Raw genomic sequence first — 12,941 nt, 5'->3', positions numbered from 1 at the left:
ACAGTGTACAAACTGACTTATGAAAAAATTTTTTTCGGTTATTCTAACTGTAGAAAGGAGGTCCACTATTGAATCGCCATTTTATATTCCTTTTATCATGGATGTTATTATGGAGTTTTACTCTCCCCACTGTTGCGTTCGCAAAAGAAGAGCCCACACAAGAAGAAATTGTGCAGCAACGTATGGCCCATTACGTACAATTTGACGAATTACTTATCCCGTGGCATTTCTTAGCAGCAATTGACCAATATGAACGCAATTTGCAATCAGTTCGTAAAGATATTCCGAAACGGGATGGTATTATTTCCATTCAATTTTCTGATGAATATTGGTCAGGTGCTTTAAATCCCGTCAGAGATGATACTCGTCCAGAAACCATTAGTTACTTTGGTGGGATGGGGCTAGATGGCAACGGTGATGGAGTTGCCAGTCCAAAGGATGATATCGATACAATATTCTCCATGGCTACTTTTTTAAGCAAATTTGGAACAACTGATGAAGACTTTAAATTAGCTTTATGGGAGTATTACGGAAGCGAACAGGCCGTAAATCAAATCTTTACCATTTCCAAAATGTATAGTCATTTCAAAACAACAGAGCTTGACGATCACACTTTCCCACTCCCTACTAATTACGATTACAGCTATCGAAGTACATGGGGTGACAATAGGGGCTGGGGTGGACGCCGTATTCATGAAGGCACAGATGTTTTCGCTAGCTATGGTACTCCAGTGCTATCTACCTCTTATGGAGTAGTGGAAATAAAGGGCTGGAACCAATTCGGTGGTTGGCGTATAGGAATTCGAGATAATCATAACTCCTATCATTATTATGCCCATCTCGGTAGTTATAATAAGAAAATTAAAGTAGGAGACCTTGTCGAACCTGGAACTGTTCTCGGTACTGTTGGTAGTTCTGGTTACGGTAAAGAAGGAACGTCTGGAAAATTCCCGCCTCATCTTCACTACGGCATCTATAAATTCAACGGACGTACAGAATGGGCATTTGATCCATATCCATCATTACTACAATGGGAAAGACAAGCAAAAAAAGCAAAGCAAAAACAGTAATTAAAAAAAGAAGGATAGATAAAATTGACTTTATCCATCCTTCTTTTAGTTACATATATCCGATAATTTCTAAAGCTTCTGTGAGCTTCAGTCGCTAATTTACCACAATCTTTCTACCTCTGATCCGTTCGTTTCTCCCCTTCAATTTGTAGAACTAGGTTGTAGCTATTATCCGGATGGATTTTTCCCAGCTCCGTATCTTTGCCCTGAGCGTCTACAATTCCATAAGTGAATAAGCCAGCCATATACTCGTTCAAGAAATAAACATAGCTTTTAAAGGCTGGTTTCGCTCCCCACTCTCGTTCAGCCACATCATCCTTCTGCCATTTAATGACTGCCAGACCTTCATTATTCACTTCATAATAAGCATCGCTATAGCCGGCGAGATTCAGCGTGAAACGCAATGCTTCTCCTTCTGGAAACGTGTAATAAGAGTAATTATACCCTTCTCCAGCATGTAAAGGCGGCGCTTCATCTGTTAGTTTTTCTAGTCCGAGCACAATATGACGCGCCTTCGTGAGATCCCCGCGCATCAGTGTCTCGTATTCTTCCTGACCCGCAGGTGTACGGACAATGACCCGTTTATCTTTATTATTGTAATAAACATAACCGCCAAGTGTCTCGCTAATGAAACGAATTGGCACATAAGTGCTACCGTTTTTATTTACTACTGCAGCATCTAATTTTATTGTTTTCCCATTAACTGTAGCTGTCTTTTTTCCTGCCACAAGCTGTACTTTCTTACTCTTATCTTTATTTTGAATCGTGACGACACCGGTCTTAGGATTATAAGCGAGCACAGGCCATGATGGGTCGCTCAGAGACCTTAGTTTAACCATTGTTCTTCCTTCAAGCGTAATAAAGTCATACTCAGCTTTACCGTTGACAAAAAGAGAAGTAGAGGAAGTTGCATATGCTGAAGTATTGCCAATACAGCTCACAAATATCACGAAGCCTATTATTTTGAACCATTTGTTCATACCATATCCCTCCTATAATCGCATTGTTTTTCGGAACAATTATACCATTCAAACTAAAATATGGATAATAATAACAGCGATTTAAAAGAAGCTCCTCAGTTAGGTATAAATACATAAAAGCATTAAAAAAACATCAGAATTTCTATTTAGACGTATATATTTAACTATCTATCATTCATAACTAGGATTTGTTATTGTACTAAAAAACCATTTTTAAATTTTTCCATTAAAAGGGCTTATGTATATATCTAATTAGTTATAAAATATATTTGTACTATAACAATTATTATTTCAATTTTTTACAGTTCTACATTGAAAATGAACAATAAAGGGATGGGAAAAGATGAAGGGAATTTATCAGTTTAAAACACTTAAAGCACGAATTTTAAGTGCATTTCTTCTTTTGATCGTATTAGTTGTTTGTTTTACAGCCTATACGTATATTTCTAATAATAAGATGGAAAAACAAGCAGAAGGTTTAGTAAAAGAAGATTTACAAGTCTTAACGGCAAGTAAAGATTTAGCAATGTCTATGAGTGTTCGTCTCTCTGCAGCTTTAAGTTATGTTGTAACTGGTGATGAAAAATACATAGAAATGTTTAATGAATATCGTAAAATCGCAGAGGAAAATAACGAGATTGTAGAGAAATACGAAAATACACATGAGCGTGAGGCTCTAGTAGAAATGGCACGTACATGGAGCAATCGCGTAAATACCGAAGTATTCGACGTTTATAAAAAAGGGGATAGAGAATTAGCATTAAAAAATTTAACAGCTATCAATAATCTTGTAATCGATGTTCGTGTTGGTTATGAAGAATTGGCCGATAAACGCTCAGTCGCCATTACTAAGGTAGGGGATGACGTAGTATCAACAAGTTTAAGCAATAAAACAGTTGGACTAATTGTTAGCATTGTATTGACAATCGCGGGTATCCTAGTCGCCATTGTTACTGCTAGCAATATTTCTAAACCTATTACAACTGTCTCAAAACGCATGAGCGAATTAGCAGATGGCAATCTACAACATGAACCACTTCCAATAACTCATCGAGATGAGATTGGTCAATTAATGCTTTCCGCAAATAATATGAATGAAAAGTTAAAGCAAACGATAAGCTCCATCCATACTGTTTCCGAAACTGTAGCAGCTAGTAGCGAAGAGCTGGCCCAATCGGCTAATGAAGTACAATCAGGTACAGAGCAAATTACCGTAACAATGCAGGAGCTAGCCTCTGGCACTGAAACACAAGCATCTACTGCCGGTGATTTAGCCGAAACAATGACTTCTTTCCAACGTAGTATTCATGAAACAACACAAGAAGGCATTGAATTAAAAACGCATTCAAATCATGTACAAGAACTAACAACTACAGGTAAAGGCTTAATGGTACAATCAACACAACAAATGACAACCATTAATGAAATTGTTTTAGATTCAGTGAAAAAAGTTGAAGGCTTAAATGTGCAGTCTGCGGAAATTTCCAAGCTTGTTTCTGTCATTGATGATATTTCAAATCAAACAAATTTACTGGCCTTAAACGCTGCCATCGAAGCAGCTCGCGCAGGTGAGCACGGAAAAGGTTTTGCAGTTGTAGCCGATGAAGTTCGGAAGCTTGCAGAAGAAGTACAGTTCTCTGTCACAGATATTTCAACAATCGTCAACCGAATACAAGGTGAAACTGGCAATGTAACAACCGCTCTACAATCCGGCTACGAGGAAGTAAAAAGAGGAACCGTACAACTAAATCAAACAAATGAAACATTTGAACAAATTTCGGAAGCTGTTGAGGAAATGATTCTTAACATAAATACTATTTCAAGCAATTTAAATAAAGTCGCTCAAAATTCCGAATCCATCAATGTCTCCATCGATGAAATGGCTTCTATTTCACAAGAGTCTGCAGCTGGTGTAGAACAAACAACAGCTACTGTAGAGGAAACAGCTGCTACTATGGAGGAAATTTCAAGGGGTGCAAATCATCTCGCTAATATGGCTGAAGAACTAAATAGCCAATTACAGCAATTTAAAATTTAAGGTTCAAGGTGATACCTGATCACTTCAGGGCGATTCCACTTAAAAAAGCTATCTCGACATTACGGTCGAGATAGCTTTTTTTACATTAATACTAATGCCTAATTGGTACCCTCTCCAGCTCATAGCGATTAATTATCACGCTAATCTTCTGAAACCATTCCTCACATAGCTCCAGCACTTCTTGATACTCATCCTCTTCTCTTGATAGAGGTTCACTGTTATCCATAAAAACAAATTCTAAAATGGGGTCAGATAAATTATCTGCTACAATTTTCAACGTCAGCGAAGACATAGTGTCAGACTCAGAGTCCTCTTCGCCTAATTCCTCTTCTTCTATATCCATATCTTCACCAAGTAATAAACCACTTATGAAGTTATTGCTCGTCCTAGCAATGTACATGTCGTCCTCTACTATAGCTACTTCATATATTTTTCCGAATGGAATTTCTTTTTTTATCAAATCTTCTTCTAAATCTTCTCTACTTGCTAGGATAAGTGTATTTGTAGGTTCATTTAATAATAAAGCACTTAAACAATCATTTGAGATGATGCACTGTGTATGAGGGATAGCCATAAGCTCCTCCTCACTCGCCTCTTTCATTTCATTTAATGTATTGATATAAATAAATCGTTCTTTCACATACCGAAAAATTCCCGCTATTACTAACCCTAAGCCAATTAAAAAATATACCTTACTAAAGGTATCCGTTTCGACTGAATTTGCTAGTAATATATAGATCATCCCAAGAAATAAAATAAAAAAGGTTTTCATCCATCTCCCACCCTCAAAAAGATAATCGATAGGATTATTTCATCCATATTAATAGAAATTTTATTCTAACGATTATCTTTTCATTCTTAATTTCTATAGGAATTATTTGCGCTACTATCATGAAACGGATTTTTCATCCATGCTTTCGTGTCAGCTTGTCGACATAAAAATAAAGATAAAATAATGTAAATCAATAAGCAAAGGTTGATTTCTACTCCGAGGCGACGCATTGCTTTCGCTACAAAAGATATTTCCTTAAAAAGTTAAAACAGCTACAACATAATATTGTAGCTGTTACTATAATTTAAAATAATCAATTACCCCTAAATGATTATTCATATTAAAAATACTTATCCGTTTAGTGTCATGACTAAAACTGCCGGTATAAATGACACCGCAAACATACTCGCATACCACATCGATGTACGGCGTAATGAAAAACGAACTTGTTTCTTTTCTGCATAAAAAATGTCTATCATAATTGCAGCAACAACAAGTGGGATAGTAACACATGCGATAGCAACTAATAAAATTTTTAAACTGAACATAAAAGCACCCCTCTGTTCGTGAACATTTATTTTCCATCTTTGTGACAACTTTATGTCAATTTCAGTGTACACAATTCCGCCACAAATTGTCAACTACATTCGACTAAGAAAAACGTGCTTTTTACAGAAATTTTTAGCCTTATTATAGATATTTGCGTAAAAACCTCATAAATAAAGCAGCTACAAAATTGCAGCTGCATTGTTCATGAATAATTCATTGGCTATTCACTTAAATTTCCACTTGACTAAAATCAATAGAGCGTTGCGAACTTCACGCTTCTTTTTAATCAACAATATATTTTAGTTCGAGCCATTTCAGTCTCTATATTTATATGTTAACCCTCTTAAAAAATTCCTTACAAAGCGATCGCCACATTCTTTATAGTTACGATGGCTTGGATTTCTTAAAATGGCGCCTAATTCGCCTTTCGAGACGTTAACGCCACCATCATATAAAATATCGAGCATCTCCTCACTCGTTAAGGCTAACGCTATCTTCACTTTCTTTAATAGCATATTATTAGGGCTTTCTTTTCCTGAAACAGGCGGTGGTCCTTCTGGCTGACCAGATTTAGGCTTTTGCGGACCTCGTTTAAATGTAATAAATCCATTTAAAAAAGCCTCTACCATTTTATTATTACATTTGATGTATTCTTCTGGTGCTTCTTCCTCATCATTAACTTTAATAAGCATGTTCAATACTTCTTCCTTCGTAAAGTCCATACCACCTAGCTTAAAAATTTCAACCATATCTTTATTTTTGATATCTAATGCATATCTTAAACGAATTAAAATATCATTGTTCGTCATTTAAAAAACCTCCATTTTAACTGTAAAGCGCTTCTAACAATCGTATATTCAAGATTGAAGCATTACTTTATTATAGCAGAGACATTCACAATTTTAGTTAGCTTTCCAAAAGTTACTTTACTATAGTATTTAGAATGCGCATTTTACTTTTTTAAATGTATGATTAGCCAACTCTCGACCATTCTAATCACAAGGAGGTGAGAAAAATGGCTAATCGTAGTTCAAATAAACTTCTAGTTCCTGGTGTACATGAAGCTGTTACTCAATTGAAGTATGAAATCGCACAAGAATTTAATGTACAATTAGGGCCAGAAGCCTCTTCTCGTGCAAACGGTTCAGTCGGAGGAGAAATTACAAAACGCCTTGTAGAAATGGCTGAAAAACGTTCAAAAGGTTTATTATAATAATAATTTCAAAAAGAACGAATCCCTTTTATTTAATTGGAATTCGTTCTTTCATGTTTTTGCTATTACATCAGTCTACCCTTACATCTCAATCAACATTGTTTGATTCAAAATTATCAAGCAATGCACGCACTTCATCTGTTGATTTCGTGTTCATCAATTGATTTCTTAATTCACCAGCTCCACGGAATCCTTTTACGTAAATTTTGAAAAATCGATGAAGCCCAGAGATTGAACGTGGTAGTACTTCTGCATATTGATCTTGAAGATCCAGCTGCAGTCTTAAAAGATCAAGGTACTCTTTACTACTATGCTCTTTCGGCTCTTTTTCAAAAGCAAAAGGATTTTTAAAAATACCTCGCCCGATCATAACGCCATCAATGCCATATTGTTCAGCAAGCTGCAGCCCAGTTTGACGGTCAGGAATGTCTCCATTGATTGTTAGCAACGTATTTGGTGCGATACGGTCACGTAATTTTTTGATTTCCGGAATTAGCTCCCAATGTGCATCTACTTGGCTCATTTCCTTTCTTGTACGTAAATGAATAGAAAGGTTCGCAATATCTTGTTTTAAAATATGCGTCAGCCACTCCTCCCACTCATTTACCTCTTTAAAGCCAAGTCGTGTTTTCACGCTGACAGGTAGTCCTCCTGCTTTTGCCGCTTGAATAAGCTCTGCCGCAACGTCTGGACGCAAAATAAGGCCACTACCTTTCCCTCTCGATGCTACATTCGGGACAGGACAACCCATATTTATATCGATGCCTTTAAAACCTAGCTCCGCCATACCAATACTCATTTGACGGAAATATTCGGGATTGTCTCCCCAAATATGTGCCACCATTGGCTGTTCATCTTCTGTAAAAATCAAACGGCCTCTCACACTTTTCATGCCCTCTGGATGACAATAGCTATCCGAGTTTGTAAACTCTGTGAAAAATACGTCCGGTTTACCGGCTTCACTTACTACATGACGAAAAACAACATCCGTCACATCTTCCATTGGTGCAAGTACAAAAAATGGTCGTGGTAAATCACGCCAAAAATTATCTATCATTTCAAACTCAATTCCTCTCAATATGGATACAACTTTAAACTCTCGGTCATAAAATATAAAGCCGAATGTTCCACTTCTTTTACACTTATATCATGCTCAATAACTGATTATCAAACACAAATACATATGACATTTATAATTTGTAAAAATCAGCTATGTTTATTTTAACGAAAATCGGTCCTTATAAACAAAAAGGCAGATGGCATAGTTTTTTGAACTGAACCCCGAATAGTGGACACTTTATTCCAAAAACATAAAAAAGCAATTCAAGAAAACGGTTAATTTATCATAAAGCAATCGAATTATAACCCTTTGATATCAAACCCACGTTCTTGAACTGCCTATTATAATGTTCTGATACCAATTATGAGGTGTATAATTTTCATCACATATATCAAAAGTAACCTCTTCTATTCAAGCATAAGATTCAACCAAAACCCTTCCATGCTTACACAAAAAGGATGGAATATTCACTCCATCCTTTCAGAGTTCTATCATTCACTAATCAATTACCCGAGCAACATCCCTACCACAAGTCTTGCACTTCCCCTTCAATACAGGGGCATATTCCCCCTCTTGTATCGTGTACTTCACAATTGTCGTTACACCACAATTGCCACAAAATACGTTTTTCACGAGCATTTCTCTGATATCTTTCGGGATAGAGAGCCATTTTTTTGCTGCGTCCATTATGATCGCTCCTTTAGAGTTAGTTTCGTAACAACCTCCACATGCGTCGAATGCGGGAACATATCCACAGGTTGAATCTCCTGTGTTTGATAGCCCCCATCCTCCAAAATTCGAAGGTCACGTGCAAGTGTAGCTGGATTACAGGACACATAAACAACACGCTTAGGACGTTGCTCTAAAATCGTCTGAAGAAGCGCCTCATCGCAGCCTTTGCGTGGTGGATCAACTACTAAAACATCCGCTTCTTTGCCTTCCTTATACCAACGTGGAATGACTTCTTCTGCTGGCCCAGCCTCGAAATACGTATTTGTAAACCCATTTAGTGCTGCATTGCGTTTTGCATCTTCAATCGCTTGTGGGACAATTTCTACACCCATAACAGCCTTTGCTTGTTGTGCAAGGAATAATGAAATTGTGCCGATACCACAGTAAGCATCAATTACTCGTTCATCGCCTTGTAAGTTAGCGTAGTCTAATGCTTGTTTGTATAGAACTTCCGTTTGCTCAGGGTTTACTTGATAAAATGAACGGGCTGAAATTTCAAAGCGAACATCGCCAATTGTATCAATAATAACGTCCTTGCCCCACAAATTTACGGTTTCATCACCGAAAATAACGTTCGTTTTGTCGCTATTAACGTTTTGCATAATCGATGTGACATTCGGGACAAGCTTCTGAATTGTCGCAACAGCAGCATCTTTTTGCGGGAATTTTTTCTTTTTAGTTACGAGAACAACCATCACTTCACCAGTTGCTCGTGCCTTACGAACAACTACGTGGCGCAGCATTCCCTCATGCGATAATTCGTTGTATGGTCGAACTCCGATTGCCGCTAGTTCCTTTTTCAAACCTGCAAGAATAGCATCGGCTTCCCCAGTCTGAATTAAGCATCGCTCCATATCCACAATGCTATGAGACTTCGTTTTGTAGAAACCAGCAATTGCTTGTCCTGCTTCATTTGAGGAGAAAGGTATTTGCGCTTTATTACGGTAATGCCAAGGCTCTTCCATGCCCTTCACTGGTAGAACAGGCGCATCAATTTTTCCAATGCGCTGCATAACATTACGCACCATGTTTTCTTTCCATTTTAACTGTCCTTCATAAGACAGGTGCTGTAATTGGCAGCCACCACATTGTTTAAAATATTCACAAGGCGCATCTACACGATCTGATGATGGTTCGAGAATTTCTACGACCTTTGCAAAGCCATAGTTTTTTAACGTTTTTACAACATGTACTTCCGCCGTTTCACTAGGAAGTGCACCTTGGATAAATAATGGATAGCCATCGACCTTTGCGACGCCATTGCCATCATGTGTTAAATCTTCTATATAAACTGTTAGTCGGTCATTCTTTTTCACGGGTGCTGACATTCGTACATCCTCCATTTCAATCTCTTTATTGTAGCATGTTGAGGCGGATGAAAAAAGAACTTGGCTTCATATTAGGCTCAAATGTGGTCGGCTCTCCTTCTAGACTGATCAGGTAAGACAAGCTCTCTTCAAACTGATCACCTTTACATGAGTAGAAAAAAGAGCCGCTATTCGCGACTCTTCCCCTCTTTCCTTACTGTATGGTAATCTCTAGGTGCCCACCAGAAAGCAGCAACTACACCTAGAATGACGACTATAAATGGTGCATAAAAAATCAAAAAACTTGTCATAGTTGTATCCCTCCTATGCGTGATTGTCTTCTTTTCCTGTCACATAATTTTTGTTGAAAAGGAATAATTTCAACAATAAGAACAGTGATGGAATAAGCAGACATAGTCCCAAAACAAATGCAATAACGAGCGCAATCGCCATTTGTGTACTTGTAAAGCTATCGTAAATTGTTAAATACGGATACAGTAAATATGGATATTGGGCAATTCCATATGCAAAGAATGCCACTGCAAATTGGGCAATTAATAGACTAACCGCTAGACCGTAATTTTTTCGCATCCATATTAACACTACAGTAATAATAAACAGCACGGCAGATATGGCAAACATCCACCATAAATTAACCATGTTATTGTAACTTTCACGGTTAATAAATTTCATTTCGTACATAATACCGAGCGCACTCACCATTAACGGTATTGCCCAAGCAAGTGCGTATTTTCGCATTAAATTTGTAGCTTCTCGATCCTTTGCTTTATGTGCATACCAAGTTAAAAACACGGCTGAAATATAAAGTACAGCTGCAATGCTCAACACGACAATACTCCAAGCAAACGGGCTCTTATACAACGTCCAATAATTCAAGACTGGTTGCCCGTCAACAAGATCAACATAGCCACCAGCAGCAATCGCGAATACAACAGAGAGTGAGGCAGGAATGAGTAATCCTGATATACCATACGTTAACGTGTAACCGATATGTCCACGCGCGCCATATGATTCAAATGCATAGTAGGAGCCTCGTATCGCAAGAAGCACTAGCGAAATACTAACTGGAACAAGTAAAATCGTTCCATAATAGAAAGCTGTTTGTGGGAAAAATCCAACAATCCCAACAAAGAAGAATACTAAAAAGACATTAGTAACTTCCCAAACTGGTGATAAATAGCGTTTAATAATATTCGTTAAAATGTGATTTTTTCCGATGAGTAAGCTGTAGGCATTAAAAAAGCCTGCACCAAAATCGATTGAAGCTACGATGACATAACCAAATAGGAAAATCCATAGAACTGAAATACCTAAAATTTCTAATGTCATAAGATGTCACCGCCTTTTTCTTCATGGCGATCTTCTATTTCACGCTCAATTGGATTCTTTTTGAACATACGAACTAAAACTACAATACTTCCTATTCCCAATACAATATACACACCTGCAAACAACACCAGCATTAAATCCACATGGTTACTCGTTGTGGCTCCTTCTGGTGTTCGCATTAATCCACGTAATATCCAAGGCTGCCGTCCCACTTCTGCAAGCCACCACCCTGCTTCAATTGCAATAATGGAAAGTGGTCCACCTGCCACAACAATCCATCTAAACCAACGCGTATGAATAAACTGCCAATCACGTGCTTTCCCGGTTACGTAAAGCAGTGAAACGAGTGCCATGAACATGCCAATAAACACCATGATATTGAAGAGGTAATGAATATATAGTGGTGGTCGATCTTCTTTTGCAAATTGATCTAATCCAATTACCTCTGCATTTGGATTATTATGTGCTAAAACACTCAAAGCATAAGGTACTTTAATAGCATATTTTACTTCTTCACCATTTAATACACCAAAGAGTATAAGGGAAGCTTTGTCTCCCGTTTCAAAATGCCACTCAGCTGCAGCTAATTTCTCAGGCTGATATTCAGCTAAATATTTTCCTGAAAAGTCTCCAATAATCGCCGCTGCAATAGAGAAAATCAAACCAATCTTCATAAGTAGTAGTAAAGATTTTTTATGGTATATATGCTTAGAACCTCTAAGTAGACGGTATCCTGCAATAGATGCTAATACGAACGCGGACGTCATGTAGGCTGTAACGAGAACATGTGCTACCTTTGTCGGCATCGCTGGATTAAACATCGCTAAAAAAGGTTGAATATTTACAAGCTGTCCGTCTACAATGTCAAATCCTTGTGGTGCATTCATAAACGCATTGACAATTGTAATAAACACAGCTGACATCGATGCACCAACAGCAACCGGAATTAATAGTAGCATATGCTTTTTCTGACTATCGAAGCGATCCCAAGTATATAAGTAGATGCCTAGGAAGATGGCTTCAAAGAAAAATGCGAACGTTTCCATGAAAAGTGGTAATGCAATCGTTTGGCCAGCAAGCTGCATAAAATTCGGCCATAGTAAAGACAACTGTAAGCCAATTGCTGTCCCTGTTACAACTCCGACGGCAACTGTAATAACAAAGCCGCGCGCCCAACGTCTTGCCATTAAAATATAGTGCTCATCATTCTTTTTATACCCAGTCCATTGTGCGATCATAATCATTAATGGGACACCAACACCAATCGTTGCATAAATAATATGGAACGATAAAGTTAGCTCCGTTAATGCTCTACTCCAAAAGACTGCTGATTCATTCACCATTTCATTGCCCCCTAACCTCCAAATATTCTTCCAAGTATGGAAAGTAGCATGATAATTGCAACACCAAAGCTTAGCCAAATGAGCTTTCTTTCCTGTGACTTATACAACGGCAACACTTCCTTTCCCTTATCCTTACCCCCATTTTCCACTATTGCAACGAAAAAAACCTTTATAATGGACCGGATTTTCGGCCTATTATAAAGGTTTCAAATTTTGTTCAAGTATTATACTCACATTTGCCAAACATTTTTCTTAATTCATTCACAATACCATTTAAAGGATAATAATGTTCATATATATGAATTTTAACCCATTAATATGAATCATCACCAAAACATGTAATTGATTTCCGTTCCGACTTGGCGCTTTATAGCTGCCGCTTCGCTTTCGCGCAGAGCTTCCTGAGGGCGTCCAGCCGTAACGAAGATCAACTTATTTACATAGTAAACGTTTTATCAAAAGTTACTCACAACTTTAAGTGATGAACCATTAATCTCCACAAAAATTCGATTAAACAGGACTCTACC

13 protein-coding genes are annotated in these 12,941 nt (G+C 37.6%); 3 read left to right on the top strand and 10 right to left on the bottom strand.

Features of this window, described 5'->3' with window-relative positions:
- Positions 1-68: 68 nt before the first annotated feature.
- Entirely contained in the window at positions 69-1,070 is a 1,002-nt protein-coding gene (locus ACVYAD_RS21320; protein WP_476427877.1) for a M23 family metallopeptidase, read from the top strand.
- Between the two features lie 113 nt (positions 1,071-1,183).
- On the opposite strand, the gene ACVYAD_RS21315 is transcribed toward ACVYAD_RS21320, so the two are convergent.
- Positions 1,184-2,050 carry a copper amine oxidase N-terminal domain-containing protein gene (locus ACVYAD_RS21315; RefSeq protein WP_476427876.1) on the bottom strand — a complete coding sequence of 289 codons (867 nt, stop codon included), beginning with the start codon at positions 2,048-2,050 and terminating at the stop codon, positions 1,184-1,186.
- Between the two features lie 343 nt (positions 2,051-2,393).
- On the opposite strand from ACVYAD_RS21315, the gene ACVYAD_RS21310 reads away from it, so the two are divergent.
- A complete protein-coding gene (locus ACVYAD_RS21310; RefSeq protein WP_476427875.1) occupies positions 2,394-4,088 on the top strand; it encodes a methyl-accepting chemotaxis protein in 1,695 nt (564 codons plus the stop codon).
- 91 nt (positions 4,089-4,179) lie between these two features.
- Here ACVYAD_RS21310 and ACVYAD_RS21305 read toward each other — a convergent pair whose 3' ends face one another.
- From ACVYAD_RS21305 to ACVYAD_RS21295, 3 genes are all read right to left on the bottom strand, one after another.
- Positions 4,180-4,860, bottom strand: coding sequence for a hypothetical protein (locus ACVYAD_RS21305; RefSeq protein WP_476427874.1), 681 nt, complete (start codon positions 4,858-4,860; stop codon positions 4,180-4,182).
- Between the two features lie 350 nt (positions 4,861-5,210).
- Entirely contained in the window at positions 5,211-5,408 is a 198-nt protein-coding gene (locus ACVYAD_RS21300; RefSeq protein ID WP_079562675.1) for a hypothetical protein, read from the bottom strand.
- 315 nt (positions 5,409-5,723) lie between these two features.
- On the bottom strand, positions 5,724-6,218 hold the full coding sequence (locus tag ACVYAD_RS21295) for a YehS family protein (RefSeq protein ID WP_079562674.1): 495 nt from the start codon (positions 6,216-6,218) through the stop codon (positions 5,724-5,726).
- Between the two features lie 206 nt (positions 6,219-6,424).
- On the opposite strand from ACVYAD_RS21295, the gene ACVYAD_RS21290 reads away from it, so the two are divergent.
- Positions 6,425-6,622, top strand: coding sequence for an alpha/beta-type small acid-soluble spore protein (locus ACVYAD_RS21290; protein WP_079562673.1), 198 nt, complete (start codon positions 6,425-6,427; stop codon positions 6,620-6,622).
- 88 nt (positions 6,623-6,710) lie between these two features.
- On the opposite strand, the gene ACVYAD_RS21285 is transcribed toward ACVYAD_RS21290, so the two are convergent.
- The 6 genes from ACVYAD_RS21285 to ACVYAD_RS21260 form a co-directional block, all read right to left on the bottom strand.
- Positions 6,711-7,679 carry a tRNA dihydrouridine synthase gene (locus tag ACVYAD_RS21285; protein ID WP_197143588.1) on the bottom strand — a complete coding sequence of 323 codons (969 nt, stop codon included), beginning with the start codon at positions 7,677-7,679 and terminating at the stop codon, positions 6,711-6,713.
- Positions 7,680-8,180: 501 nt separating this feature from the next.
- Positions 8,181-8,369: a hypothetical protein gene (locus ACVYAD_RS21280; protein WP_132363450.1), complete on the bottom strand. Its 189-nt coding sequence runs from the start codon at positions 8,367-8,369 to the stop codon at positions 8,181-8,183.
- On the bottom strand, positions 8,369-9,742 hold the full coding sequence (rlmD, locus tag ACVYAD_RS21275; RefSeq protein ID WP_476427873.1) for a 23S rRNA (uracil(1939)-C(5))-methyltransferase RlmD: 1,374 nt from the start codon (positions 9,740-9,742) through the stop codon (positions 8,369-8,371). The genes ACVYAD_RS21280 and rlmD overlap by 1 nt, the downstream gene beginning before the upstream one ends.
- A gap of 167 nt (positions 9,743-9,909) precedes the next feature.
- Positions 9,910-10,032 carry a cytochrome bd oxidase small subunit CydS family protein gene (cydS, locus tag ACVYAD_RS21270; protein WP_256469478.1) on the bottom strand — a complete coding sequence of 41 codons (123 nt, stop codon included), beginning with the start codon at positions 10,030-10,032 and terminating at the stop codon, positions 9,910-9,912.
- A gap of 13 nt (positions 10,033-10,045) precedes the next feature.
- Positions 10,046-11,071: a cytochrome d ubiquinol oxidase subunit II gene (locus ACVYAD_RS21265; RefSeq protein ID WP_476427872.1), complete on the bottom strand. Its 1,026-nt coding sequence runs from the start codon at positions 11,069-11,071 to the stop codon at positions 10,046-10,048.
- On the bottom strand, positions 11,068-12,414 hold the full coding sequence (locus ACVYAD_RS21260; RefSeq protein ID WP_476427871.1) for a cytochrome ubiquinol oxidase subunit I: 1,347 nt from the start codon (positions 12,412-12,414) through the stop codon (positions 11,068-11,070). The genes ACVYAD_RS21265 and ACVYAD_RS21260 overlap by 4 nt, the downstream gene beginning before the upstream one ends.
- Between the last annotated feature and the right edge of the window lie 527 nt (positions 12,415-12,941).

The organism is Lysinibacillus sp. G1-3 (genome assembly GCF_056322905.1).
This window is presented reverse-complemented; position numbering and strand designations above follow the sequence as displayed.

Coding starts and splice junctions, on each gene's coding strand:
- ACVYAD_RS21315 (WP_476427876.1), bottom strand. CDS start 2,050: ATGAACAAATGGTTCAAAATAATAGGCTTCGTGATATTTGTGAGCTGT.
- ACVYAD_RS21310 (WP_476427875.1), top strand. CDS start 2,394: ATGAAGGGAATTTATCAGTTTAAAACACTTAAAGCACGAATTTTAAGT.
- ACVYAD_RS21305 (WP_476427874.1), bottom strand. CDS start 4,860: ATGAAAACCTTTTTTATTTTATTTCTTGGGATGATCTATATATTACTA.
- ACVYAD_RS21300 (WP_079562675.1), bottom strand. CDS start 5,408: ATGTTCAGTTTAAAAATTTTATTAGTTGCTATCGCATGTGTTACTATC.
- ACVYAD_RS21295 (WP_079562674.1), bottom strand. CDS start 6,218: ATGACGAACAATGATATTTTAATTCGTTTAAGATATGCATTAGATATC.
- ACVYAD_RS21290 (WP_079562673.1), top strand. CDS start 6,425: ATGGCTAATCGTAGTTCAAATAAACTTCTAGTTCCTGGTGTACATGAA.
- ACVYAD_RS21285 (WP_197143588.1), bottom strand. CDS start 7,679: ATGATAGATAATTTTTGGCGTGATTTACCACGACCATTTTTTGTACTT.
- ACVYAD_RS21280 (WP_132363450.1), bottom strand. CDS start 8,369: ATGGACGCAGCAAAAAAATGGCTCTCTATCCCGAAAGATATCAGAGAA.
- rlmD (WP_476427873.1), bottom strand. CDS start 9,742: ATGTCAGCACCCGTGAAAAAGAATGACCGACTAACAGTTTATATAGAA.
- cydS (WP_256469478.1), bottom strand. CDS start 10,032: ATGACAAGTTTTTTGATTTTTTATGCACCATTTATAGTCGTCATTCTA.
- ACVYAD_RS21265 (WP_476427872.1), bottom strand. CDS start 11,071: ATGACATTAGAAATTTTAGGTATTTCAGTTCTATGGATTTTCCTATTT.
- ACVYAD_RS21260 (WP_476427871.1), bottom strand. CDS start 12,414: ATGGTGAATGAATCAGCAGTCTTTTGGAGTAGAGCATTAACGGAGCTA.